Here is a 24,752-nt window from a genome sequence, read left to right on the forward strand (position 1 = left end):
CTACTTCGTTTGAAAAAATTGGATCAAACTTGTAAGAGCTTGCGCATCGTTGTTTATTTTATTAGAGGTTATTTTTAATTCATTGATCAGACTCAAATTGTGTTGTGTAAATGCATCCATTTCCACTACAGATTTTGAAATTTCTTTAATTGTCTGTGCTAGCTCTTCACTTGCAGAAGCGATTTCGGTAATATTTTCCATCATCTGGTTAATTGCTTCTACACCTTGATTGATTTGTTGAACATTGTTGTGAATAGATTGGCTAACCTCATTAGACTGCATTTCTGTACGTTTTGATAACAACCTCATTTCATCAGCAACTACCTCAAAACCCTTACCTACATCACCAACATGGGCAGATTCGATGGCAGCATTGATTGCCAGTAAATTTGTTTCAAAAGCAATATCGTCAATGATTTTTAAAACTTCTGACATTTTATTACTAGTTCTAGAAAGACCATCCATTGTACTTTTAATACTCTGAACTTGTTTTTCGACTTTATTGGTCGTCGCAGTCGTTTCGTCGAGCATTTTGCTTGTTGCAGAAATCTTTTGTCTAAATTGATTAACAGCCGATGCCTCTTTTTCGGCCTGCACAAAGATATTATCCCCTTCAGTATGCGCCTTTTTTACTGACTTTTGCAAATTGTCGCAGATAGATTGACTTTTTTCAGCAAAGTCATGTAAGTTATCAACAAATTTGTTGATTACGTTCCCTAATTTCCCCACTTCACCTTTCACAGGTATTTGTACTTTGTTCTTTAAATTCCCTTGCGATAGACTCGTCACAGTATCCGTAACATTATGTAGCGAAATAGTAGACTCTGCGGCAAAAATATATGTTACGATGACGATAAAAATGCATGCGATTAGACAAGTTAACATCGCAGAACGCGCGACATCGTTATTGACAATCTGATTTTCAGGTATTGCCACAGCAATTTTCCAAGTGTTTGACATCAAAGACTCAAAAAACAAATAGACATTTGTTCCACTTTCGGGGTCTATGGTATTTATATGACCGCTTGTTTGCCCGGCGACTTCCTCTAAATCGGGATTTTTGTGCTGCTTTGCATATGATTGAATTGTCTGCCCTTGTTCCACAAGGTTTACATTAGGATGTACGAGATAACGACTTTCGCTATCGAGTAAAAAAGCATAGCCAACATCGTACGCATTGGCATTCTCTACAATACTTGCAAATGTCTCAAATGCAATATCTATGCCAACTACTCCCACAAATTCGTCATCTTTTACCACGGGAAACACAAAAGATACCAGAGGACTGCTTTTATATATGGCAGAGGGAATCACTTGAAAATTTTTTGTTACTTTACTTTTTCGATACCAATCATTTTTGTGTGTGTCATTGCGCTCTTCAAACTTAACACTCTTGTCTCCAAGTCGATTCCAATAATATGTTGTCGACTCTTTATCTTTTGAAAATGGCTCCATACAAGAAAATACAGCTGCAAGATATGTGTTCTCTCGTAAAAAGTCTTCGAGAACGAATTTTATATTCTCATGATCATCCTTGTAGTTGTGTTCTATAAATTTTGCAAATCCACGAACAACAACATGATTTTTCTCTAAGAACATAGATATTTCTTGAGCGTAGCGTTTTGCTATTTGTTCCCCGCTATTTAGTGCTGTCTGTTTTTGCTGATCAGCAACTTGAACAACAACCATCCATGTAACAGCAATGACACTACCAATAATAAAAGCATTCATGAGTAATAATTTCTTAAATTGTCTCATAGCAAAAGCCTTTGTCAAAAATATAAACTTTACCTTGCAAGTTCCGCCAATTCGTCTTGGTCGGCTCCAATGTCTTCAGGTGAGCCTTTTCCTTTATCTAAATATTCAGAGCATAAGTCCGCATAGCACTTGCGTTTTGCTCCATCAGCACATCGAGCTTGTAATAAGTATTTTTTTGCACTTTCCAAGAAACCTTGATTTTGTAAATAATCGAGTTCCTCTTGGTTCGTACCGATTTCCTCTGGTGTTAAATTATAATTCGTCAGTGTAGTGCGACATAAGTTAGCAAAGTATTGACGATTCGTACAATTGTTATCTCGGCATTTTTGCAAATATTCCTGACAAATTTGCACAGGATTTTTACTCTTTATGCGCGCTGCTCTACGACGGCGCCTAACTATTTTCCGCGAAAGCAATGTAAGTTCTTGGTCGTCTGTTCCGATATCCGCAGGAGAGGCAGCACTTTTTGCTAGGCAGACTTTCGTTAAATTCGCAAAATAATTGCGCGTACTTCCCGAAGCATTCCTAGCTTTATCTAAATATTTTTTGGCTAGTTCAAGATACACGTTTTACCCCTCGAAATTTTTTTGACGCTGTGCAAAGATATTTTTACCAACAATCACCAAATCAACCTGTCCCTCAGGAACAAGTATCGGTATGATTAAAGCCTCTCTACCCTTTGGCAAAGTGATATGTTCTTCGTCCACTTTTTTTATCTTAGGAGGCTTCATATCAAATTTAATATTATTGTTGTCTAATTTACTAATAGCATTCCCGCATACAATGTTGACAAATTCTCCGGCCACTTCCAAAAGTACATCTTGGCTAATGTCATCTTCTAGTTCGACCATAGCGTCAGCAATAGCAATAGCCACTTCATTGCTAATATTTAATATATACATCCAGTTGAAGTCACCCGAAAAAGATAACTCAACGACAATCCCATTGGAGCGAATTTTTTCGTTGTCAAAACTACAATCACCTTCTAAAACGAAAAACTCTGTAAGACGCATTAGTAACTTCAACGTCTGTTCTGTAAAAACTTCAAAGACGGCACCATTTTCAAAATTTTCTTTAATCCACTGTAGACCATAAACCCCTTGATCGCCTTGATCGAGAGATCTAAATTGCTCTAGTTCAGCTTCAAGTTTTTCTTTTAATATAATTTTTTCCCGGGCCATGATATCTTCCAAATTTATATAGTGTGTTTGTTGTACTTTTAACAATTGCTGCAGCTGTCTGCTTTTCAAAATTCCCATTTGCATGGTCAGCTGACCAAAATATTTGTTAATGCGTTTTTGCACTTTTAAAATTTTGTCTACTTGTTCTGGAAGCATTAGTCCTTCTTCAACGGCAATTTCACCAATTTTTCGATTCACTGAGTTTTGCACTTCCAGGCAATGCAACAATTGATCTTGTGAAATAATGCCTTTTTGAAGCAAATATTGTCCGAAGGAACTACCAATGACTTGAAAATCGTCGTCCTCTTCTACCTCAAATTCAATATCAGGAGCCTTGTCACCAAGAATTTTCCCTAAAGTTTTTAATAGTGTGTACGTTTCAAAAGGTTTCGTAATGTAATTCTTAACACCTATACGCAGTGCCTCTATTAACTTTTTCTTGCTACCAATAGATGTCACCATAACGATTTGCGCTGAAGGATCGTGTTTTAATATTTGTTTTGCGCTATCTACCCCTTTTAGCTTAGGCATATTGTAGTCCATCAACACAATATCTGGTAAAACTTTTTTGTAGTCTTGAGCAGCAGCAAGTCCATTGGGACTTTCGCAAACGACTTCGTACCCACTCTCTGTCAGAATTTCGCGTAATACTCTTCTCATGAAACTAGAATCATCGGCTATGAGTACTCTGACCATCTTTTACCTTTCTACCAAACAACAGATAACAAACAACCGTTAGCTTTCTGTTTTCTCCGCATTTACTATGTCGTTAACGATGACAAGTTCTTCGCTAGTAAGTACTTTTTCAATATTAAGTAGTATTTTGATTCCTTGTAAATCTTTAGCAATGGCCTCTATAAATTCCGTCTTTACAGCAGAACCAAATTGCGGTGTCTCTTCTTTGAATTCTTTTTGAATTTCCGTCACTTCATACACCGCGTCAACGATAATTCCCATCTCACTTTGTTTGATATACACAATAGCGATACATGTATTACGGTCGTATTCCTTTTCGGTTAAATCAAACTTTTTTCTTAAATTGATAATTGGAATAACTTTTCCGCGAACATTTACCATTCCTGCAACAAAATTTGGCGTTTGAGGAATAGGAGTTATATCTTTAATTGCTATAATTTCCGAAACGTTTGCTATCTGAATTCCATACGTCTGGTTATCTAAACCAAAAGTCAAATATTTATTCGAAACATTAGCCGATGACATTTGCATTTCCTTAATTTTACGACATAGTACGCTCAATAGACTGCATCTCTAAATATCTCTCGGTGATATTTTGTAAATCGAGAATGTATGCAATACTACCGTCGCTTAAAATTGTTGTGCCCGATATTCCGATAAGTTGAGAAAAACTTTTGTCCAAACTTTTTATGACCACTTGCTGCTGTTGTTTTACTTCATCGATCACCAAACAGTATGGTTTATCATCTTTATCGATAATAACTCCTATTTTCTGTTTAAAATCTCGCGACAAGGAGGGAGAATCAATCACTTCTTCCGTGTAAATTACCGGTATGCTTTTCCCCTTGTGAACAACAACCTCTGCACCATCAATTAGAGAAGAAATAGCCTCTGGAGATAGTTGGATAAATTCTTTTATATCTTTCGAGTTGAGGATATAGTTATTGTGCTTAATTCGAATGATAATACCATCGAGCATCGCGAGAGTAAGTGGCAGAGTAATGGTAAACTTACAACCTTTGCCTTGTTCAGAATCAATACTGATCTCCCCCTCTAACGATTGAATTTTTTGCTTAACAATGTTTAAGCCCATACCCCGTCCAGAAATCTCAGATAAATTTTCCTTGGTGGAAAAACCTGAGTGAAAAATAAAATCCGCCCAATCAATATTTGGATCGCGCACATTCTTTACCAAGCCCAAAGTGAGAGCTTTCTCCTGTATTTTGGGAATTTGTATACCGCCGCCATCATCCGCAATTTCGACAATAATATTGCCCGCACTATGGTACGCTCGTAGAAAGACATTTGCCACCCCTGGTTTTCCAGATTTTGCCCTAACATTTTTCTGCTCTATTCCGTGGTCAACAGCATTACGCATTAAATGCATAAATGGCTCATGTATTGCTTCCACAACAGTACGGTCGAGTTCTGTGTCTTCGCCAAAAGTACGTATCACAACCTCTTTGTCTAGCTTTTTCGCTAGATTACGTCCAAGACGATTCATGCGTTGAAAGATAGGTTGAATCGGCGTCATTCGTGCACGAAGCGCCACTTTTTGCAACTGCTTTACTAGCTTTGTACACGACGCGATTTTCTTTTGTGTGGCGATATTTTTTATTTGTGAAATATTTAAGTCGTTTTCCACCATGGAATACGAAATAATGAGCTCTCCCACAGTATCGATCAAATCGTCCAAATCAGACGTTTTTATTTTGGTAATCGCTTGTAAATCAACACTTTCGGCGATTTCTTTGTCTTGAGATTTTTGGTACTCGGACTGATCTTGTATAGCCGAAAATGGCATGTTAATGGTTTCTTCACCTGTTTGAGAAATCTTGTTAATCGGCTGTGTCTTGGCGATGCCTTCTAGCTGATTTGGATCTATCATTCTCTCCGTTTTTACTCGCGGTTCATCCGGAAAAAATGATGGTTTAGCTTTTGGCGGTATCATATCTGGGGTATTTTGCAATTCAGTAAGATAACCTTCAAACTCTTCGACAAGCATCCCAGGATTTGTGATGACTGTAAAACGACGATTATCGAGGTAACTCTTTAAAGATAAATCCATTTCTTTAAAACAATCAATAGCCCCAAACAGAAGATTTGCCGCTTCGGGAGTGAGAATAGAAATTTTTTCTAGCAATGTCTCGGCGATATGCGCCACCTTTACCATATCATGCATTTGCAATATACCAGCATTTCCCTTAATCGTGTGAAAAACACTTAATAAATCTTGTAGTTTTTCTTTATTATCTGGTGCATTTTCCAATGCTAAAATGGCAGACTCCGCTGTATCAAACAAATCGTTCATATCGCTCAAAAAAGCCACCAAATGATCAGGATTTATTTCCTGCTCTGGTATGGAAAACAGGACCTTACTTTCATTGTTTTCGCTAGCCGTTTCGCCTTCTTCTAATTCCGCCCTTTCAGAGTCGTGGTCTTTTGGTTCTTCTAAACTTTCAACAAGACTCTCCTCCGGAGCCTCATCATCATCTTCATGATCCTCTTCATCTTCGAGGTCTTCTAACTCCAGACCTAACCCTTCTGGTAACGGTACAGACAGAGGGTCTTCTTCATCAATAATTTCACGTACCATACACTGCAATGTCGAACAGGTTTCAATAACCGTATCTAAATCATACTCTACATCGTCTGATTCTTGCAGGACGATTCTCATGGCAATCTCTGCTCCCTTTTGTCCAATTTTAGACAAAAACGAATAATCCGTTTCCGCAAGAACAGCAACAATCTCCATCAAATCATCGTGGACACCAATTACAGTAGAAAGATCAGACTCTTCTGCATCAACAGCACTGATTACTAGCTGGTCTATCTGCTCAATGATTTCATCCCATGTTAAGTCAGACATGGTCTCCTCCTACGGACGTTATTTCTATTATTCGGATGCGTAATATGCATTTTTCTTCTCCACTGACATTAAAAATCACTGTACTCTACTTCCTTCAATGGAACAATATCAGTATTGGGTGACACACTTTCTGCTTTAGTTCCCTGTTGTTGTAAAAGAGAACTGTGTATTGCAGGTATGGTATTTACTTCGCGGCGAGCAAAAAATGTAATCACACTGTTTAGATTGTTCGCTGCCGTTTGTTGCTCTATAACCTGAACAACAGAGCTTTCTTCAATCTTTTGCAGCATGTGGCGCATATTTTTAAGTGGTATTTTTTGTTCCTGGCACCACTCTTTTACACGAATGAGTAGTTGTAAACGACTTTGCATGATACCTATTATTTCTTTTGCCAACTGTTGGCGATTTGTCAGTTGGTTCAATACATGAAAATCATTTGCGCTATCAATTACTTGTCTAGTTGTTTCGTGGAGGAAAAATTGAATATTCGAAGCCACTCCTTGGTATTCTTTCGCTAGTATAGCAAAGGCCTCATGAGGAAGAGAGTTTGAAGCTTCAATAGAAGTATTGAGGGACAGAATACTCGACGTAAAAGATAAGCTTTTCGCTCGGTTAATCGTCGCAGAGATATTGTGCTGGTATTTCGTAAGTTGATTTACTAGATTTGATATTTTGTCTATGTTTTGCACGTTTTCACGCAAAATCTTAATTAATTTCTTAAAAACTTTTTCGACATTCTCCAACATCTCTTCTAAATTTTGATTCGCATTGATAAATTCCTGAAGTTGACTGTTGGCCTCATAACACTTTAAGCGTAAATTCTCTGCCTCTTTTGCGTTGCTACTTAGACTCTCCTCTACTTTACACAAATTGTTTTTTATCTCTTGCCATTGGTGCGCGTCATTACACGACAAATGATAAACACCACTAAAATGCGGCGCAAGACAATAGTAGCAAATTACTAATGTGAATATGGCGAGCATGATGATGACAAAATACATAGAGTGTTGCCCATATCCCGGAGACTTTTTCATGGCAATAACGCCTTGCTGTTGAAATATTTGAATAGGGGCTACTTTTTCCAAGTCATTTAGTAGTAAACTTTGTCTCCCCATAAACAACTGAAATTCAACGTCTTTCGTATTCACCGAAACTTGCTTTTCAATTTTATTCCCAGAAGTCCGAATAACAATGTAAAGAGGAAAATGTTCTTCCAGGGCTATTTTTTGTATTAAATATATATTTCCCCAGCCTTTATTGGAAGAGTCCACAACCATGGCAAAAGATTTTTTTTGCAGGTGTGATTTTAGGAAGTCCGTAATTTTTGCATCCGTATTTTCCATCTTAAAAAGTGTCTGCATCGTCTTTGCGAAAAAAACATGTACGGACGACTGTTCATTTACATGATAGAAGTTTGTTAAGAATTGTAAATCGCGGTACAATACATCACGCAGTTGCGATTCAATGTATAGAGTCCACGGAGTATTTGAAATTTTCTGAAATGATCCCACAACAAATCTTTGGTTCACACCGCGGTATATCGATGATCCACTGTTTTTTCCCGTCGTGGAAACAAATATATCCACTTTACGTTGTTGAGATTTCGCATTGAGATCGTTGTGCGAAAGAAAAATGTTTGAAATGATGGGAGTATTGCCTTCACGCAACAAAGGTTCTAGCGTGTCACTCAATTTAATTTCGAAAATAGTCACAGAGCCTTTTGTCGGTGAACATACAAAAAGGGTATCTTGTCCGTTGAAGATACATGTTTGTTTTTTTCCCTGGATAAAGGCTTTAGAAATCGCTAAAGCACTATACTCCTTGGTGTTTATATTGCGACGAAATATAGAGTCTTTTGATTTATCACTACTCCATACCACTTCACCATCTAACGCGACAAAGTGAACATGCTTGAACTTTCTCGATTTAGCAAACAACGCGACCTTACTGGCATAACGATTGTATTTTTTCCAAATGTCCGTTTTGTTTTGTTTATAACTTCGACGTAAATTCTCCATCATTTTGGCAAAAAATGGATTATCGTTAAACAACTCTATTTCTGTTTGTAAACTCGCGTAAAATTTTTGTACAGCGCGGCTTTTTTCTTTAGCAATATATCTTTGATGTAGCGCAGCATCTTGATAAGACTTTTTCGCACAAGAAACCATATAGTCTAAATTTCTCTTTTTTTGCTGAAAGTACTCGACAAAAAAACGTTTGATTTTGTGCTCGTTTATGTTCTGATATTGATGCGTTGATTTATTGTAAAAGTAGCAATAAAAAATAAAACTTATTATGGTTACGATGACAACTGTTGCAACAATAATAATAAATACTTTATTTTTGAGATCGTGTATTTTTGCTGGCAACATGTTTTTTCTTTCTTTCAACTTATTGATGTAAATGAATCATTTTATGAAGATGTTTCGTGGCGCTGCAAAACATTCAAATCGCTCTTAATATACAAAATTTACGTTTATTTTTATACAAAATATTTGGAAAAATTTTGTCATAATTTAAGTAAATGATAATTTTAAAGTTAAAGTTAACCATCTGCCAAACGTCCGCTTTTATAGATAAACAGAAGGAGTTTTTTGTGAAACGATTGTTACTCATTACACCCATAATACTTTGTTGCTATGCGCAAAACTCCATAGCGGAGAAACATTTCCAAACATCACTTACAGAATACTACGAAAAGCACTCTTACGAAAAAGCTTGGAACGAAAACGAAACTGCTCTCGATAAACACAAAGATGCAAGATACTTTGCCCACAAAGCGAAAATGCTCTTTGTCGGGCATGGTACACAAAAAAACCCCACGCAAGCAAAAAAAATCGTACGCGATATTTTACCAAAGCTAGTGCAAAACCAAGATCCTTTTTCGCTATACATGAGCGGATGGTTTTACTTTGTTCCTGTTGGTACGGACAAAAATCTAAACAAATCACTATCTTTGTTTACCAAGGCGGGAGAGAAAAACTTTAGTCCGGCAATGAATCATATTGGTGTTATGTATCGCTATGGCTTAGGTGTGGAGAAAAATCTAGACACAGCAATGATGTGGTATCAAAAAGCATCAAAGCTCAACTCCGCATATGCCATGACCAACATAGCCAACATGTACTACTACGGTTCTGGCGTAGAGAAAAACTTAAAAGAAGCCGCTCGCTGGTTCGAAAAGGCAGCCAATTTGGATTTTCCGGAAGCCATGTATCGCTATGGAATCATGAACTACTATGGTGAAGAAATAGAGCTAAACCAAGAAAGAGCCATAGAATTTTTCCAAAAAGCCGCGGCAAAAAAACACGCTTTATCCATGTTTAATCTAGGTGTTGTTTATTTTTACGGCACCGGAGCACCTTCGGATTTCGCAACGGCGTACAAATGGTTCCTGGAAGCAAGTAAGTACAATCACGGGGAATCAATGGCTTTTCTTGGGGAAATGCACGAAAAAGGCTTTGGTAGAGACAAAGACCTGAGTAAGGCCATGCAGTGGTTTACAAAAGGCGCTGCTTTGGGAAATAAAAGAAGTATCGAAAAATTAGAAAAATACAAAAAAAATTAATAGTACCTGCACGTGTTGCCTAAAATCACCGTGACCTTGACCGTAATCGTGATCGTAACCGTAGCCGTAATCGTCGCCGATTTATTCGGTCACGGTCGAGTTCACGGCCCAATGCCATTGACTTAAGCGTAAACAACCTATAATGAAGACTTACACCTCGTGTTCTCTGGAACTACAAAACAAAATGGCTTTGTAATTTTGACCGTAAGCAATAACTGTACAACACTTTATACGACCAAGTTGTACAATCCCAACAGCAAGTTGAAATAGGTTCATTTTAATAAAACAACAGCGAGCTGTTGGGTATGTTCATCCCTGACTTGATCAGGGATGACACTGGTAAGGTAGTTTTTTAGTTTTAGAGAAAAAAATGTAATTCTTTTATTTGTAGTACTTTATGTCTTAGCTTGACAGCCATGCGCTTTCGCGGGAATGACATAAATTCGTAAGTTTTTTACTGAATAACACTTACTTATTAAGCCAATGGCATTGACGGTCACGGTCACGGTCACAGTCACGGCGACGATTACGGCTACGGTTACGATTTTTATACTTCGCATTTTTAGGGACCGGCACTAGACGCTAACATTGAATCCCTATTTCTTCTCGCCGTGTACGGAAAAATAAACTTCTGACAATGGTATGGTCACATCTGTGGAAAATTCAGCGATACACACTTGGCTTCTCACCTCGACAATTTTACCATCGCTCACTTTTTGATTGTCGCTTTTTCGATACAATGATACGTTTTGTTTCTCGCGTAGATAGCTACTTTTCCCGGTTTCCAGCACATATTGGGTAGCCATTTGCGGAAGATCTACCTGCTCTTCATTCCAAGTAACTTTACGTTCTACTTTGGCGATGACACGTCCACTTAGTAAACCTGTCGGTTTATTTTTGCGCAAATCTATATTGACATATAGTATATTTACTTCACCTTTTTGATTAGGCCCTGCAATCACTCTAACGGTAGAGGGCGTCTTAAATAACAGCGCAATCATCTGTGAACTATTATATATCTGAGGACGATGAATAGGGCCGTCTTTGGTTTTGATTTGCTTAATAGGCTTTACATAATCGGCAACATCAATCCGCAAATGCAAATGATGATTCTGATCCTTTTTGGGAAACGGTAAAATGTGAAGATTGAATTTTCTTTCTAATTTCTTTAATTCTGGTATCGTGACTTTTTGTGGTTGGTTCACAATTTGAACATAACGATAGCCACTCACATAGTTTAGATTTTCTTTACTCGCCATCTCCAACTTGTTAATGAAATTATCGGCGATGGCAATCGTTGGTGAAGCCATCACCGTTGCGTGTTTCTTAAAATAGGTGATTTGCTGCTGCGCCTCTTCTGTCTTGACCGCGTCCACCACAATATGCACATTGGGAAACTGCCATTTCTCTTTTTCTTTTAACTGTACTTTATCTAGAGGAATTGCTCTGACCAACTGAATCTGCACAGAAAAAGAACGCAACACCTCCATCTTACGTAAAAAATACGCGATTTCACGATTGGCTTGTGGGGTGGCCACAACCACAATATCCGACTTCACAACTTCCATACTATGTAGTTGTGGTAAAAGTTTCTTGGCACTTAAGTGTTCACGTATATTCGTAAACAAATGTTCTTCCGCTTTTTTTTCCATAGACGAAACGCCACCTTTATCTGACATGCGAATATTCCCTGCTTTGGAGAGATACTTTTCAATATCAAAGTGACGTACTTCCGCCGCATGCAGACTTTCCTGGGCATATATTGCCACAGCGAATAACAGCATAAAAACAATATAGTAAACCTTATTCATTGTGTTCTCCTAAATGGTAGTGATAGTATGTCATCCGATGTTCATTCTCGGAAATGTATGTCGTAGAAGATTCGATACTTAATACTTTAACGGAACTCTCTTCTTTGCTGTTGTCAAAAAGAAGGATAAAGCATGTCACAACAATCATTGCCGCTAACAAAAATTGCCTCCGGTATCCCATAGTAAAATGTGTTTTTTGTTTTTTATTTGGCGAGAGTTCTGTTGTACGTTTGCGTAAAGCAAATATCCATTCCGCCAGTTCCAAAGTTTCACGACAGTGTTGGCATAGGGAAATATGATTAAGTACTTCGTGTTGATCTTCTTTCGTAATTTCACCGTTAAGGTAATGTAGCCATTTATTTTTTGCTTGTCGACAATCCAATTATGTTCTCCCACCAAAAAAGTTTTGCAATAACTTCGAACTGCGGCTCAAGCTACTTTTGACAGTGCCAACGGGTGTATTTAGTATCTGCGCGATTTCTTTCGCAGAATGAGATTCATAGTGGTAGAGAAGAAAAATAATCCTTGCTTTTTTATCGAGTAGTGACAACGGTTTATGAATTTCATCAAAGAACTCACATGTATCGAACGATTTTTTTCCGGGAACATCGCGGCTTAAACGCTCCCACCAACGTCGTTTTCGTTTATAGTTAATCGCCACATTGGTCGTTACCTTGAGTACCCACGTATAGAATGGATAGCGAAAATCGTATAGCGAAATTTTTGTGTACAAACGCATCCAAACCTCCTGAGATATATCTTCTAACTCCCAACGGTCTTGCGTAAAACGCAATAGCAAAGCAAAAATACGATCTCTGTAGCGATCCACTATTTTTGGCCATCCTTCGCTATTTCCTTCCTGGAGAGCTTTGATCTCTTCGTCCAACGACATATTTCTTCCATTCATTTCTTGCGGTTATTCACACACTCTACGTATTACCTTACTTTCGCATTTATATACACTTCTTTTTTCAAAATGGTTGCACAAAAAAAATATTTATTTACTCCAGCAAAAATGGTTCTTTCAGTTAACGCCTATAAACAACTTTTATATATAGCCTTACGAAAGTACTTCTCTAAAAAATCACCAACAGGAGCAGAATAAACGATGAATTGCGCGCAAATGTCTAAAAAACTTAAACTCAGCAGCCGTTCTTCCCTTTATAAATTGCTTGACATCAACTATTCCTATGATATCATTAGGCTTTCCATGTAGTTAGATAAAAACTTTTGATTTCGTTAGCAGACGCAACAAAGGCTTTTACCTAGCTATCCACCGAAATATACCTCTATTAAGGATGAGAAGAATGACGGAACAAAACGCTTTGAAAGTAGGAGATGTTGCCCCAGATTTTACTTTAAAAAGTCATGATTTAGAGGATGTCACTCTGAGTTCATTCAAAGGAAAAAATGTAGTATTGCTATTTTTCCCTTTTGTAAACACCGGTGTTTGTGAAAAAGAGCTTTGCTATGCTCGTGATAATATGGGAAAATATGAAGAGTTGAATGCTCAAGTTTTGGCGATTAGTGTTGACAGTCCTTTTTCGCAAAAACTATGGGTAGAAAAACATAAATTTTCCTTTCCTCTACTCAGTGACTTCAATAAAAAAGTCAGCGCACTATATGGATCCCTTTTTGAAAGTTTTGTGCCAGAAAAATTTGATTTTCACGGTGTGTCAAAAAGATCTGCATTTGTTGTGGATGGTGAAGGGAAATTAAAATACTGCGAAGTATTAGAAAATCCAGGGCAAGAACCAAATTACGAAGCGATTCAACAAGCCTTATCCTAAGACTCTTGGAGACGTATGTCTCCAAGTTATATTGGTCCCAACTCTAGATATTAAAATATGTGTTTACTGCAAGTATATTCCATATTTACGGTTCAAAAACAATTCTTAAGATAGGAAAATACAATGGAAAACAGAGAGCAATTAAATAGAAATTTAGCACAAATGCTTAAAGGTGGCGTGATCATGGACGTTGTAAATGCGGAGCAAGCTAAAATTGCAGAAGATGCTGGAGCAGTCGCGGTCATGGCCCTAGAGAGAGTTCCTGCCGACATTCGTAAGCAAGGTGGAGTTGCCAGAATGTCAGACCCAAGCCTAATTATTGAAATAAAAGAAGCGGTTTCCATTCCGGTAATGGCGAAAGCACGTATTGGTCATTTTGTAGAGGCCCAGATACTTGAAGCGTTAAAGATCGACTATATCGACGAATCTGAAGTATTAACTCCTGCTGATGAAAAACACCATATCAATAAAAAAGTATTTTCAATCCCTTTTGTGTGTGGGGCAACAAACTTAGCAGAAGCTTTACGTCGCATTGCAGAAGGGGCAGCGATGATCCGTACCAAAGGTGAAGCGGGAACCGGTAATGTCGTAGAAGCTGTTCGCCACATGCGCGCCATACGCGAAGGCATTAAAACAATTTCTGGTATGGAGCCTCAAGAAATAATGGTGTGGGCAAAAGAAAACGGTGCGCCTTACGAATTAACATGTGAGGTGGCAAAAAACGGTAAATTACCTGTCGTCAATTTTTCTGCGGGAGGAATTGCAACACCTGCCGATGCAGCACTGATGATGCAGTTGGGTGCGGAAGGGGTATTTGTTGGTTCCGGTATCTTTAAGTCTGAGAATCCACAAAAAACAGGTGAAGCCATCGTCAAAGCCACAAGTGACTACAAAAACCCACAAGTACTGGCGGAAGTCTCTAGAAATTTAGGCAATGCAATGTCAGGTTTGGAAATAGCACAAATTCCAGAAGATCAAAAGCTGGCAAAGCGAGGCTGGTAATGAAAACAGTTGGTGTTTTGGCTTTCCAAGGAAGTGTTATAGAGCACAAAAAAAAAATAAACGAAGCGGGAGCTGATGCACGCGAAGTTCGTCACCCAGAGGATTTAAATGCTATTGATGCAATTATTCTCCCGGGTGGCGAGAGTACTTGCATCACCAGAATGTTAAACGAATTCCAGCTAATGGAGCCTCTTGCACAAAAAATTCAACAAGGTTTACCTGTATGGGGAACTTGTGCAGGGGCTATACTTCTTTCACGTAATGTAGATGGGCAGCCAAACCCACTACCTCTAGGTATCGTTGACATAGATATCGAGCGAAATTCATACGGCAGTCAACTCGATAGCTTTCAATATCAAACGCCAGTTTCTTTTCTAGATAATCGCCAGGTAAACTTAATATTTATCAGAGCACCGCGCATTCATTCTGTACATACTTGTGAAAACCTACTTAATATTGAATGGAAGCAACAGCAAGAAATCGTCGCAGTAAAACAAAACAACATATTTATCACTACTTTTCATCCAGAATTAGATTCGGGTTGCACATTTCATCGTTACTTTATAGATAATTACATAAAGACGCCCTAACCAAACATTTATAACTCCTGACATTAAGGAATATAGTATTGTTGAACAAAGGTTTTGAAGTAGAAATGTACACAGGTACATATGATGCGGAAATTATTGGCTTATCCGACAAGATCAGTAGAGATTTGGAAGGATTTGAAAGAGAACCTGATGCACGAAATGTAGAGTACATCACGTCACCAACAAGGGACTATAAAGAATCTATATGCAAGCTCATACAACCGCGCGTGGCGCTAAGGGAATATCTGAAGAGTCGCAACTATACCATCATTCCCGGAAGTACCATGTCTCTGGGAGATACCAAAAAATTTGTGCGTTCCTATCCAGACAATCCCTATCACGATTTTATCGAACAAACCTACGGCACAGATGTCGTAACGGCGAGCATCCACATAAACCTTGGTATAGAAGAAGACGTAGAAGTTTTAATGCGTGCTTGTCGTGTTATACGCATGGAAGCCTCTATGTATCTAGCGATGAGTACTTCCTCACCTTTTATAGATAACCAAGTGACAGGATACCACTCTACACGTTGGAAAAGATTTCCCAAAACACCGAAAATCGTACCGGTATTTTCCAACCACCAGCACTATATCGATTGGATGTTACAGCAAATCGAAGAAAAAAATATGCAAAATGTTCGTCATTTATGGACAAGTGTTCGCCCAAATGGAAGTAAGCGTCCTTATGATCTCAACCGATTGGAACTACGCATTTGTGATTTAATCTCTGACCCAGTAGAGCTTGTAACGCTAACAGCTTTACTTGAAGCAAGAGTTTTACAAATTATTCACGACGAAACCATAGATCCACTTAATAAAAATTTCAGCAATGAAGAATTGCGTATCATTGCAGATGACAATGATGAAAAAGCAGCAGAAGAAAGCCTCGAAGCACAAGTCACCAATTGGGCCACAGGTGAGTCAGTTGTAATACGCGATTGGATTAACGATATATACAACCAAGTTCACCCTATCGCAAAAGAACATGGCTTTGCGTGTTTTCTAGAGAAAGTACCTGCTATGTTAGATCGTGGTAGCATATCACAACAATGGCTCAATTTATACAATAGCGGTAACTCGATCCAAGATATACTAAAATCTGCTATACAAACGAACATAGTTCGCGAACAAGAGATTTTTGCCATGGCATGTTGTTGTGACAAAAGCTAAAAGACAAATTTTGCGTTACATACTATCCTGTAATTTTTTCTCAAGAACACCGCTATCGTACAGTTCTTGAACTTCTTCACTTCCCCCTATAAATTCGCCACTTACATATAATTGGGGAAGTGAGGGCCAATCACTAAAAACTTTAACACCCTCACGTATCGCGAAATCATTGAGGATGTCAATGTTTTTAAAATCGTGAATTCCATGCTCTTTTAACATCATGACAATGTTTGCACTCAAACGACACATGGGAGAGGAAGGTGTGCCCTTCATAAAGAGAACAACGCGATTCTCGTCAATAATTTTCTTAATTTCTCTTTGAATATCTCTATTCATGATTTTTACCTGAAAGAAAAGATATTTTCGACAAAATTTACCTGTGTATTATGAGTTATTGGCCAGTTTTTGAAACTCTGCGATCGTAAGTGTTTTTAGAGCTAGGGCGTGTATTTCACCATCCATCGCGTTTCCTAGAGCTTTGTAAACCATTTGATGTCTTTTTACGCGGCTAACGCCTTCAAAACTATTACTCATAACAATAACTTCAAAATGGTCTCCTCCGCCGGTGTAGTCGTTTACACGTACTTCTGCTTCGGGAATGGCGGCCTGTAGAGTGTCACTAATCTGTTGTGGAGTCATATTTTACGCCCTTCATAAAAAAGTATTGTAATATTGTGATTCAGTTATAATCACGCCTAAGTTTAAACGAATTTTTTTATTTGTCAATGAATTTTACCCAAGGAATAAACAATGAACGCCATCGATTTTGTGGTATTTTTCGCCATATATTTTGTTAGTATATCTTTCACTATGCGCATTATGCAGCACGAACTAAAATGGAAAAACATTCTCTTTATATCCATTGTTTTGACATTTATCCCCCTATTATCTAAGTACGCCGCAACATATTTGACTAGCCTGACATTCATTCGTAACCCTATGCAGTTATTAGTTGCTGTACTTTCGATTATTGTATTTTCCATTTTCATTCACAAAACAAACCAACATTCTACAAAAGAAAAAGTACAGGTCACGATTTGTTGGTTTTTGATATTTTTTCTAATACAACTCATGGTACGCCACGCTTTGTAACACACAACTTATTCTGGACAAATATCCGGAGAGCCTTTTTGATGATTATTCTAACAAAAGATCTACGTTTTTTTAGTCGCGATCGTTACTTTTACTTCAAAAGAGCATTTTTAGTCATTGCACTCTCAATGCTCTTTTGCTTTTATTTTTTTTCTGCGACAAGCTACGATGGACTTGGAGGGCAAATTATTGCGAAATTCTCACTACTTAGTTTTGCCTGTTTCCTCATCACAATTCCTACAATTGCTACCGATAGTATTGTTCAAGAGCAACGACAACAAACCTTGGCCCTCCTCAGTCTTTCGACAATAAGCTATTCATCCATTCTCTATGAAAAATTTTTCGCTCTTCTGGCAATGTTTTACGCTTATTACTTTGGCATTATCCCATTACTATTTGTTTGTGGTTGTTTTGGAGGAATCGCACCTGCGCAGATACTCCAGATTGTCATTGTCCAATTGAGTTTTGTCATGGTCATTAATTCCATAGGACTTCTCGTTGCTTCTTTTCACGCTTCCTACCAAACACAAGTGCTGGCATTTCTCGTCGCATTATTGTGGCTCGGCACTTCGATGCTCATCGCCATCATCCCCGACATTTTTGCTGTATCTCCTTTTACGACTTACATTTGCCAAAGTTTCTCCCCTTTTTTGGTCGTGGAAAAAATTCTCGCCACCTCTTCGTGGTCTTTGACTCTCACAAACTTAGCGATTGAAACAATACTAACCGTTATATTCCTTCATATGGCCGCGAAACTATTGCGCAGTCACATTTTAATTTTCAATGAGCCACAGACCATTAAAAAATCAAAAATGAATACGAAGCATGACAATCCCATTTTTTGGCGTGATTACTACAAAGTATATGGTGGCAATCGTTCTTTTTTGGTACGATTTTTTCTCACACTCTTTGCCATTCCTTTGGCAACTTATCTTTCACACTTTTTGTTTATGTACCTCTATGCGCGTCCTGTCCCTTTTAATTTGTTGTCTTTTACCACGACAGGACTCATCATAACCATTCCCTGTACAATCTTTACCCTATTTTCGGGATGTACGCGATCATTTGTGCGCGAAACGCGGCGCAAAAGTTTTGACTTTTTGCGACTCACATCACTGTCAAATCGTCAAATCATTTTGGGAAAAAGCCGGGCCATTTTATTTTACAGTGCCCCCTTTATTATTCTCATGATCATTTTTAGCGCTATTTTTATATATTTTTTTCCGAAGTATACCCAAGGGAAGTGGTTGTACATTACCATGTCTGTTACCAATCTCCTCGCTATTTTCAGCTGCGCTTTTTGCTTATCTTCACGAGTCAAAACTTCAGGAGCAGCCGCAATCTACACATACATTATTTTTACAATACTCCATGGGGCAACATCCCTGGTCTCTAACTTTATCGCCAGTTCTCCTGCGGCAAATGTAAAAATAATGGCTACCTACTATACTTTAATAACGATTGGTTATATAATAATAGCAATTCTATTTTTCGAGTGGACAAATAAAAATTTGCGTACATAATTAATTATGTGCGGCGTGTTGTGTCTACAAACAAATCCTGAAAGGAAATGTTCTTGAAAATTTACATATTTTTGACTCTTTTCTCTATAACCGTGTTGTTTGCCCAAAGCAACGATCCCTCGGTAACTATTGCAAATAAAATAGCGCGAAGAGATGCAATGAACAACTTAGAATTGCAGATAACCAACTTACCACTCGCTAACGACGGTAGTATAAAAACATTTCTTTACCGCCGTAAATTGCAAAAAGATTTCCGTGAGATATACAACAAACACATAGAGCAAATAGGAGTCTATGTAGATGCTCACCAAAAAGCTTACAAGATTACAATCGCCATCACCTTGGAAAATGTCATCTTAAGTTTACACGAGTTAACGCGCAAACACAATATCCGCGGCTATCAACCCGCTATCGGAAATTTACACCAATACTCCCAAAAAATTTTCTACGCCACAGGTGCCATTCCCATAGGTAGCTATATACTAGAACCTACGCCTGCAAATCAACAAGCGAAAAATTTCGCCATACATTGCGCCCAGACAAATGCATACAAGCATCTTGCAGACATCATCAAAAATATGCGCATTCATTCTGATTTGAAGGTCAATGATTTCGTTACAGAAAGTGGCGATATTCACAACGCATTTGTCATGTTTATTCGCCAAAACGAACTACAAACGCACTTGCAGCATCAAAATCTCGGTGTTGTGGAAGTGGTTATTGAAGTGAAGGTAAGCGATATTGAACAGGCCCTAGCAAAAATTTGCTCAACACACTACAAAGGTGATTTTTGGAACGCACAGCATTTTGAAAATTTACATAAATATGTGCGCTCGCAACGCATTATTGCAAAGGGAAAGGGTATGATTCCCACTCAAAAAGGACATAAACGCTTGCGTAAAACGATTTACATACCACAATGGGCAAACAAAACCATACTTGTCACAGGAGAAAGTTTTATTCCCAAAACCGTAGGTACAGTTAAGGCAAAGAAAATTGGTTTGGAAAGAGCGCGTGCCGATGGTTACCACAAACTGATCATTTACATCATGGATTTACCATTACACGACAATAGAAGCCTAAGAAAGCTTATGGAAAAAAATATAGTCGTACGCGACAATATAAGTACCGCAATCAAAAGGGCTGATGTTATTGAAATACAATACACAAAGCAGGTTGTCAAAATAAAACTGGAATTGTATCTTGCTGAAATTTGGCGAGTGGTCGCCCACCTTTATCGCCGCTAAGAATTTCCTACAACAAATCAAGTCGCCCGATCGCACGCCAAATGCCCACTATACTTTTTCGCGGTACAACAATTTCCCTACGCAAACGCGGATTGAGCGCTTTTAGATAAATCTTACCGCGATTAGATTCCACTACCTGGCGAAATATTTTTTGCATTCCCGCTTGATTTTGATAAATCACAAATACAAAATCATTGCGATGTATATGTTCTATCTTAGAGAAAAATACAATATTTCCTTTAGAAAAACACGGGAAAACTTTGCGTTCCATGGTATCATCAAATATCTGTAGAGCAAATACTACCAACGCCTTATGCAATCTGAAGCGAATGTACTCTTGAACATTTTTGATGTATTCTTCAAAGTCACCCTCAATTTTTTCATAATTACTCACCAGCGGAACATAATCTTCGGGCATTGATTTGCGTTTATTGTATTCCTCTTCCAGGATAGAAGACAATTCATTGCCTTTTTCTTTTAGGTATTTAGAAGGGGTAATAATTTTGGAGACATGTAGTTCTTGCTTGATATCTTCGGGAATTTTGTCAATGTGAGAAAGGCGTAAAAGAATCTTACGATCGATGTTAAGAACCTTGCAAAGTTTGCGGATCATTTTGTCGGAGGGGGGATTTTTTTTACCGTTTTCTATTTCGGAGAGATACCCTTTAGAAGTTTTGATTTTTTTAGCCACATCATCAAGGGTTAGTTTTAAATTTTTACGAGCTTCGCGAATTTTTTTACCGAATACCGAAGTCATTTATTACTCTTTCCAATAAAATTGCCATACGAAAAGTATGGCAATTTATGCGCAGTGCTATTTACTTTTTCTTTTTGGTGTTATATAGATCATATGTTTGATCAGATACTTTAGGTGCAGAAACACCTCCAAACGTGCGTTTACCGGTATCAACACGTTGTTCAGGTCTTGGTTTGCGAATCCCATCAAGGCTATGTGGGGCAGCTAATCCTACCTGCCCAGGAGCTTTTCCATGTCCACTCACATTTTTGTGTACATTTAAATCGTTTGTGCCTTGTTGTTTTAGACCATTAACTTTAACACCTTTTTTATTTTCAGCCATGAACAGCCACCTTTCTAATGATAATAGCAGATTCTCTTATTACTTAATCATACGAAAATTTTAGGTGAAATTCAATAAAATTTCGTGTATTGGGCAAGGAGATACCTCTCTTATGCTACATCGCGTAGTGTTTCTTGTGCAGAAAAAGAGTTTACATATTTTGGAAAAAAAACTCCCCATAGTAACTGCCATGTAGATAAGATAGGTAACTTCCACAAGGAACGTGTTCCCATATTTGCCTCCAGAAAATGCTGAAAACAAGTGGCAGAACGTGAAAGAGCGCGCATTGCCAATCGACGCAGCAATGGATGGCGTGTCAAAAATAACGCCAAGCGCGTCAGGGTCACATATCTTTTTGCGGGAGCAGAAAACTTTTTCTCGATTACCTTAAGCGAATTTTTACAAAGACGATTTTTTGCAATAAGTTCCGGTAGAACTTCGCCAATGATTTCCGCTTGTTCAAATGCCATAGAAATGCCTTCCCCGGTGATTCCATCGAGATACAATTGTGCATCACCAATTAAGATGACACGATCAGAAATAGCAGAACTGCACCCTACGGCTAAAGGACCAATCCCCTGCGCTTTACTCAATTCTTCACAGTCAGCAATTTTTTCCTGTAAATCGGGAAATAGCTCTAACAAACTGCCGAACCAATTTTCTTTACGTGGCTTAAATTGATCGCGGTCCCACAAAAAAGCAATTTCGACACGGCAACTACCCGAAGGTGTTACATATGCCTCGACACCTTTTCGCCAGCGTATTTCAACATGGTCACACCATGGAGCAATTGCGAAATGTTGCCGTCCACCCCATCTTTTTTGTTTTCCCGGAGGAGTCCCTGTCAACGCGGCAATTTGTTTTACAGTCGAACGAAGTCCATCTGCGCCAACAACAACGGCAAATTCTTCCTTGCTTTCGTGCTTATTTTCGCTCAGTAGCAGTGCTGTAACACCGTCAGCATCGCAACTAAAATCTTTCAAGCGCGTTTTTTCACGAATCTCAATACACGAAAAACTTTGGGCGGTCTTTAACAATGCTCCACTTAAATGTAAACGCCGGATACCAAACCCTTCGCCACTTCTAAATTTACCTTCGGCAACGATCTTGCCATCCAAGTAGCGAATGCCGACAAAAGGATAATATCCATCGTGTGGCAAATGATCAGATACACCATATTTATGTAAAAAATCCACACCGGTAGGCATAAGACCTTCTCCACAAACTTTGTCTCGTGGCCAAGACCCTTTTTCGATGACCACACATGCGATGTTGTGGTGAGCCAGAGTAATGGCTGTTGCAAGACCTGCTGGTCCACCACCAACAATGAGTACCTTAGACATTTTTTACTTTTCTTTCCCGTTGTGCTTGGCGATGTTGCCAAACGCCTTGGATACTTTCTTTTAGCACTGTTTTCAAACCACCTTTGCCCGGCTTTTGCAAATTGTGGTGACGCCATTGTATTTTGGCAGCGTTACGTCTTATTTTTCCGGAAGAAGTTCGTGGCAGAGTACCCGGTTCTAAAAGTAAAATATCTGCGGCCTTTAAATTACATTGCAGTTGGATTTTATCACTAATTTTTTTCTTGAGATCTTCGGTGTCTTCTACTTGTTTTTTGCGATACTCCACTAAAACCACAAGACTTTCGCTGTCGTCTTCTTCGCGAATGTAATCGCTAAAAGCTGCCGCACAACCTTGCCTTACGCCTGGTAATTCTTCCAAAGAATGTTCTATATCGCTTGCGCTGTAATTACGTCCGCGAATAATAATGGCATCTTTATAACGGCCACAAAGATACAAATTTCCCCCATGGATAAATCCCTGGTCTCCTGTATCAAGCCAACCATCGCGAATGATTTCCGCTGTCGCTTCGGGGTTTAAGTAATACTCTTCCATAATACCAGCACTTTTTACCCACACGCGCCCAATAATGTTATCATCAAGCTTTGCGTTACTTGCATCGCGCACCTCAATTTCAGTATCAGGTAGCGCCTGACCAACGGAAGCAAGAGTTACACCACAGTCCGCGGGCACTGCTTTCCCATGAATTTCTAACTGTTCGCGATCAAAAATTGTCGACGTCGGCGCATCTTCCAAAGGAGAAAAAGTAACCGCAAGAGTTGCTTCTGCCAAACCATAAACAGGAGAAAGAGAAGTTTCCTTAAAACCAACACTGGCAAACTTTTGCGCAAAGTTTTTCAGGGTATTTGGATGAACCGCTTCGGCGCCACACAGTGCCACCTTCCACTTTGACAAATCAAGTTCGGCCATATCTTTCTCTGAAATGCGATTATTACACAAACCAAAAGCAAAATTTGGCGCAACAGATACCGTCGCTTTTTGTACCGTAAGTGCCTCTAACCACATTTTCGGACGTGCGATAAACTGCTCGGGACGAATCAATGTCAAGTCGCGAACAGCCATCATTGCACTGAACAAACATCCCACAAGTCCCATATCGTGATACAGAGGTAACCAGCTAACCGCGCTGTGCTCTTTTACGTCTCCAGGTAATGTGCTCAAAATAGAGTACGCATTTTTGACTATATTGGCATGAGATAACGCTACGGGTTTCGGAGAGCCCGTAGTTCCTGAACTGAACTGAATGATACATAAATCGCGCTGTTCTAACTGTGGGACTTCACCGCGAATGCCATCTTTTTGCAATTCATCCACAGTGAAACAGCCTAATTCAGGAGAGGCTGTGCGTACTGGTTCACCAAGAAGGTTAAAAATTTTCTTATCGGTAATTACTGCTTTGCAATTGATGCTTTTTAGCATGAGAGCCGTGCGCTCTTTCCATTCATCCATACGTCCTAAACGGACCGGTGGGTATAAGGCCGCTGCGATTGCTCCACAAAAAATAGTGCCAAAAAATGCGTGATAAAAACTCGGGTCTGTTGGTAGAACAATGGCAACGCGATCTCCTTTTTTAACTCCGAGTTGTTGAAGTTTCCCAGTAACAAGAAGTGCTTTGTCTTCAAGTTCTTTGTATGTATAGCTTGAAATATTGTTTTTATTTTTCCAAAAGTGAACTTTCACTTCGGGGTCATCTACAGCACGCGAAAAAAGTTGATCTAAAGTTATATCACTGACTTTACTTTCCATTTTACGACTCCATCGCCATTTTCTCTTGCAATCGAATATCAATTAAATCTACGAGATCTTCTATTGTTTGTGGAGGGTCTTCGGGAGTTTCGTTCAAGTAAAGTTCCCAATGGTTCTCTATTTCAGTTGCCAATGTCAACAAACCGACACTGTCTAATCCCAAATCCTTTTGCAAATCTAAACTCTTGTTTATTTTCTCTGTTTCAATTTCACATTGTTCGTGCAAAATACGCACAATTTCATTATAGATATCTAATTTCATTTTT

General features: G+C 38.7%; 25 protein-coding genes. 8 read left to right on the forward strand and 17 right to left on the reverse strand.

Going from position 1 to position 24,752, the window contains the following annotated elements:
* From UABAM_RS07575 to UABAM_RS07600, 6 genes are all read right to left on the reverse strand, one after another.
* The gene (locus tag UABAM_RS07575) at positions 1-1,758 is read right to left on the reverse strand and encodes a methyl-accepting chemotaxis protein (RefSeq protein ID WP_151967394.1); all 1,758 of its coding nucleotides are present in this window, start codon (positions 1,756-1,758) and stop codon (positions 1-3) included.
* Between the two features lie 29 nt (positions 1,759-1,787).
* Positions 1,788-2,324 (reverse strand): hypothetical protein, encoded by a 537-nt coding sequence (locus UABAM_RS07580; protein ID WP_151967395.1) that lies wholly within the window; start codon positions 2,322-2,324, stop codon positions 1,788-1,790.
* A 3-nt stretch (positions 2,325-2,327) separates the two neighbouring features.
* Positions 2,328-3,635: a response regulator gene (locus UABAM_RS07585; RefSeq protein WP_151967396.1), complete on the reverse strand. Its 1,308-nt coding sequence runs from the start codon at positions 3,633-3,635 to the stop codon at positions 2,328-2,330.
* A 39-nt stretch (positions 3,636-3,674) separates the two neighbouring features.
* Positions 3,675-4,160 (reverse strand): chemotaxis protein CheW, encoded by a 486-nt coding sequence (locus UABAM_RS07590; RefSeq protein WP_229759364.1) that lies wholly within the window; start codon positions 4,158-4,160, stop codon positions 3,675-3,677.
* Positions 4,161-4,176: 16 nt separating this feature from the next.
* Positions 4,177-6,504 carry a chemotaxis protein CheA gene (locus tag UABAM_RS07595; RefSeq protein ID WP_151967397.1) on the reverse strand — a complete coding sequence of 776 codons (2,328 nt, stop codon included), beginning with the start codon at positions 6,502-6,504 and terminating at the stop codon, positions 4,177-4,179.
* Positions 6,505-6,572: 68 nt separating this feature from the next.
* On the reverse strand, positions 6,573-8,876 hold the full coding sequence (locus UABAM_RS07600; RefSeq protein WP_151967398.1) for a methyl-accepting chemotaxis domain-containing protein: 2,304 nt from the start codon (positions 8,874-8,876) through the stop codon (positions 6,573-6,575).
* A gap of 224 nt (positions 8,877-9,100) precedes the next feature.
* Here UABAM_RS07600 and UABAM_RS07605 point away from each other — a divergent pair, with 224 nt between their 5' ends.
* Positions 9,101-10,072: a tetratricopeptide repeat protein gene (locus tag UABAM_RS07605; protein WP_173013187.1), complete on the forward strand. Its 972-nt coding sequence runs from the start codon at positions 9,101-9,103 to the stop codon at positions 10,070-10,072.
* A 395-nt stretch (positions 10,073-10,467) separates the two neighbouring features.
* Here the strand turns inward: UABAM_RS07605 and UABAM_RS33355 are convergent, their stop codons facing one another.
* Genes UABAM_RS33355 through UABAM_RS07620 form a run of 4 tightly spaced genes read right to left on the reverse strand, consistent with a single transcriptional unit; the run spans position 10,468 to position 12,775 of the window.
* Entirely contained in the window at positions 10,468-10,632 is a 165-nt protein-coding gene (locus UABAM_RS33355; RefSeq protein ID WP_173013188.1) for a hypothetical protein, read from the reverse strand.
* 36 nt (positions 10,633-10,668) lie between these two features.
* Positions 10,669-11,883 (reverse strand): hypothetical protein, encoded by a 1,215-nt coding sequence (locus tag UABAM_RS07610; protein ID WP_151967400.1) that lies wholly within the window; start codon positions 11,881-11,883, stop codon positions 10,669-10,671.
* Positions 11,876-12,265: an anti-sigma factor family protein gene (locus UABAM_RS07615; protein ID WP_151967401.1), complete on the reverse strand. Its 390-nt coding sequence runs from the start codon at positions 12,263-12,265 to the stop codon at positions 11,876-11,878. The genes UABAM_RS07610 and UABAM_RS07615 overlap by 8 nt, the downstream gene beginning before the upstream one ends.
* Entirely contained in the window at positions 12,266-12,775 is a 510-nt protein-coding gene (locus UABAM_RS07620) for an RNA polymerase sigma factor (RefSeq protein ID WP_173013189.1), read from the reverse strand. It lies immediately after the preceding gene.
* A 415-nt stretch (positions 12,776-13,190) separates the two neighbouring features.
* Here UABAM_RS07620 and UABAM_RS07625 point away from each other — a divergent pair, with 415 nt between their 5' ends.
* The 4 genes from UABAM_RS07625 (at position 13,191) to gshA (ending at position 16,437) form a co-directional block, all read left to right on the forward strand.
* Entirely contained in the window at positions 13,191-13,673 is a 483-nt protein-coding gene (locus UABAM_RS07625) for a redoxin domain-containing protein (protein ID WP_151967403.1), read from the forward strand.
* A 123-nt stretch (positions 13,674-13,796) separates the two neighbouring features.
* Complete coding sequence (gene pdxS, locus UABAM_RS07630) at positions 13,797-14,675, forward strand: pyridoxal 5'-phosphate synthase lyase subunit PdxS (RefSeq protein WP_151967404.1); 879 nt, start codon at positions 13,797-13,799, stop codon at positions 14,673-14,675.
* On the forward strand, positions 14,675-15,265 hold the full coding sequence (pdxT, locus tag UABAM_RS07635) for a pyridoxal 5'-phosphate synthase glutaminase subunit PdxT (protein WP_151967405.1): 591 nt from the start codon (positions 14,675-14,677) through the stop codon (positions 15,263-15,265). Before pdxS ends, pdxT begins: the two co-directional genes overlap by 1 nt.
* Positions 15,266-15,303: 38 nt before the next feature.
* Entirely contained in the window at positions 15,304-16,437 is a 1,134-nt protein-coding gene (gshA, locus tag UABAM_RS07640) for a glutamate--cysteine ligase (protein WP_229759365.1), read from the forward strand.
* Positions 16,438-16,452: 15 nt separating this feature from the next.
* On the opposite strand, the gene UABAM_RS07645 is transcribed toward gshA, so the two are convergent.
* Both UABAM_RS07645 and UABAM_RS07650 read right to left on the reverse strand, forming a co-directional pair.
* On the reverse strand, positions 16,453-16,773 hold the full coding sequence (locus UABAM_RS07645; protein WP_151967406.1) for a glutaredoxin family protein: 321 nt from the start codon (positions 16,771-16,773) through the stop codon (positions 16,453-16,455).
* A gap of 48 nt (positions 16,774-16,821) precedes the next feature.
* Complete coding sequence (locus UABAM_RS07650) at positions 16,822-17,076, reverse strand: BolA family protein (RefSeq protein ID WP_151967407.1); 255 nt, start codon at positions 17,074-17,076, stop codon at positions 16,822-16,824.
* Between the two features lie 111 nt (positions 17,077-17,187).
* Between UABAM_RS07650 and UABAM_RS07655 the strand changes: the two genes are divergently transcribed.
* The 3 genes from UABAM_RS07655 to UABAM_RS07665 are packed head-to-tail and all read left to right on the forward strand — an operon-like array spanning position 17,188 to position 20,299.
* Entirely contained in the window at positions 17,188-17,529 is a 342-nt protein-coding gene (locus tag UABAM_RS07655) for a hypothetical protein (protein ID WP_151967408.1), read from the forward strand.
* A 41-nt stretch (positions 17,530-17,570) separates the two neighbouring features.
* Positions 17,571-19,052 carry a hypothetical protein gene (locus tag UABAM_RS07660; protein WP_151967409.1) on the forward strand — a complete coding sequence of 494 codons (1,482 nt, stop codon included), beginning with the start codon at positions 17,571-17,573 and terminating at the stop codon, positions 19,050-19,052.
* Positions 19,053-19,105: 53 nt separating this feature from the next.
* Complete coding sequence (locus UABAM_RS07665) at positions 19,106-20,299, forward strand: hypothetical protein (protein WP_151967410.1); 1,194 nt, start codon at positions 19,106-19,108, stop codon at positions 20,297-20,299.
* Between the two features lie 7 nt (positions 20,300-20,306).
* Here the strand turns inward: UABAM_RS07665 and UABAM_RS07670 are convergent, their stop codons facing one another.
* The 5 genes from UABAM_RS07670 to UABAM_RS07690 form a co-directional block, all read right to left on the reverse strand.
* A complete protein-coding gene (locus tag UABAM_RS07670; RefSeq protein WP_151967411.1) occupies positions 20,307-21,056 on the reverse strand; it encodes a LexA family transcriptional regulator in 750 nt (249 codons plus the stop codon).
* Positions 21,057-21,117: 61 nt separating this feature from the next.
* On the reverse strand, positions 21,118-21,378 hold the full coding sequence (locus UABAM_RS07675) for a hypothetical protein (RefSeq protein ID WP_151967412.1): 261 nt from the start codon (positions 21,376-21,378) through the stop codon (positions 21,118-21,120).
* Between the two features lie 110 nt (positions 21,379-21,488).
* On the reverse strand, positions 21,489-22,721 hold the full coding sequence (locus UABAM_RS07680) for an NAD(P)/FAD-dependent oxidoreductase (protein WP_151967413.1): 1,233 nt from the start codon (positions 22,719-22,721) through the stop codon (positions 21,489-21,491).
* Positions 22,714-24,486 (reverse strand): fatty acyl-AMP ligase, encoded by a 1,773-nt coding sequence (locus UABAM_RS07685; protein ID WP_151967414.1) that lies wholly within the window; start codon positions 24,484-24,486, stop codon positions 22,714-22,716. The genes UABAM_RS07680 and UABAM_RS07685 overlap by 8 nt, the downstream gene beginning before the upstream one ends.
* A 1-nt stretch (position 24,487) precedes the next feature.
* Positions 24,488-24,748 (reverse strand): acyl carrier protein, encoded by a 261-nt coding sequence (locus tag UABAM_RS07690; RefSeq protein WP_173013190.1) that lies wholly within the window; start codon positions 24,746-24,748, stop codon positions 24,488-24,490.
* Between the last annotated feature and the right edge of the window lie 4 nt (positions 24,749-24,752).

Source organism: Candidatus Uabimicrobium amorphum (assembly GCF_009002475.1).
In the GTDB taxonomy this organism is placed as follows: Bacteria; Planctomycetota; Uabimicrobiia; order Uabimicrobiales; family Uabimicrobiaceae; genus Uabimicrobium; species Uabimicrobium amorphum.

Coding starts and splice junctions, on each gene's coding strand:
- UABAM_RS07585 (WP_151967396.1), bottom strand. CDS start 3,635: ATGGTCAGAGTACTCATAGCCGATGATTCTAGTTTCATGAGAAGAGTA.
- UABAM_RS07670 (WP_151967411.1), bottom strand. CDS start 21,056: ATGACTTCGGTATTCGGTAAAAAAATTCGCGAAGCTCGTAAAAATTTA.
- UABAM_RS07625 (WP_151967403.1), top strand. CDS start 13,191: ATGACGGAACAAAACGCTTTGAAAGTAGGAGATGTTGCCCCAGATTTT.
- UABAM_RS07690 (WP_173013190.1), bottom strand. CDS start 24,748: ATGAAATTAGATATCTATAATGAAATTGTGCGTATTTTGCACGAACAA.
- UABAM_RS07595 (WP_151967397.1), bottom strand. CDS start 6,504: ATGTCTGACTTAACATGGGATGAAATCATTGAGCAGATAGACCAGCTA.
- pdxT (WP_151967405.1), top strand. CDS start 14,675: ATGAAAACAGTTGGTGTTTTGGCTTTCCAAGGAAGTGTTATAGAGCAC.
- UABAM_RS07660 (WP_151967409.1), top strand. CDS start 17,571: ATGATTATTCTAACAAAAGATCTACGTTTTTTTAGTCGCGATCGTTAC.
- UABAM_RS07680 (WP_151967413.1), bottom strand. CDS start 22,721: ATGTCTAAGGTACTCATTGTTGGTGGTGGACCAGCAGGTCTTGCAACA.
- UABAM_RS07590 (WP_229759364.1), bottom strand. CDS start 4,160: ATGTCATCGGCTAATGTTTCGAATAAATATTTGACTTTTGGTTTAGAT.
- UABAM_RS07620 (WP_173013189.1), bottom strand. CDS start 12,775: ATGTCGTTGGACGAAGAGATCAAAGCTCTCCAGGAAGGAAATAGCGAA.
- UABAM_RS07575 (WP_151967394.1), bottom strand. CDS start 1,758: ATGAGACAATTTAAGAAATTATTACTCATGAATGCTTTTATTATTGGT.
- UABAM_RS07600 (WP_151967398.1), bottom strand. CDS start 8,876: ATGTTGCCAGCAAAAATACACGATCTCAAAAATAAAGTATTTATTATT.
- UABAM_RS07645 (WP_151967406.1), bottom strand. CDS start 16,773: ATGAATAGAGATATTCAAAGAGAAATTAAGAAAATTATTGACGAGAAT.
- UABAM_RS07655 (WP_151967408.1), top strand. CDS start 17,188: ATGAACGCCATCGATTTTGTGGTATTTTTCGCCATATATTTTGTTAGT.
- UABAM_RS07610 (WP_151967400.1), bottom strand. CDS start 11,883: ATGAATAAGGTTTACTATATTGTTTTTATGCTGTTATTCGCTGTGGCA.
- UABAM_RS07685 (WP_151967414.1), bottom strand. CDS start 24,486: ATGGAAAGTAAAGTCAGTGATATAACTTTAGATCAACTTTTTTCGCGT.
- UABAM_RS07650 (WP_151967407.1), bottom strand. CDS start 17,076: ATGACTCCACAACAGATTAGTGACACTCTACAGGCCGCCATTCCCGAA.
- UABAM_RS07675 (WP_151967412.1), bottom strand. CDS start 21,378: ATGGCTGAAAATAAAAAAGGTGTTAAAGTTAATGGTCTAAAACAACAA.
- pdxS (WP_151967404.1), top strand. CDS start 13,797: ATGGAAAACAGAGAGCAATTAAATAGAAATTTAGCACAAATGCTTAAA.
- UABAM_RS33355 (WP_173013188.1), bottom strand. CDS start 10,632: ATGCGAAGTATAAAAATCGTAACCGTAGCCGTAATCGTCGCCGTGACT.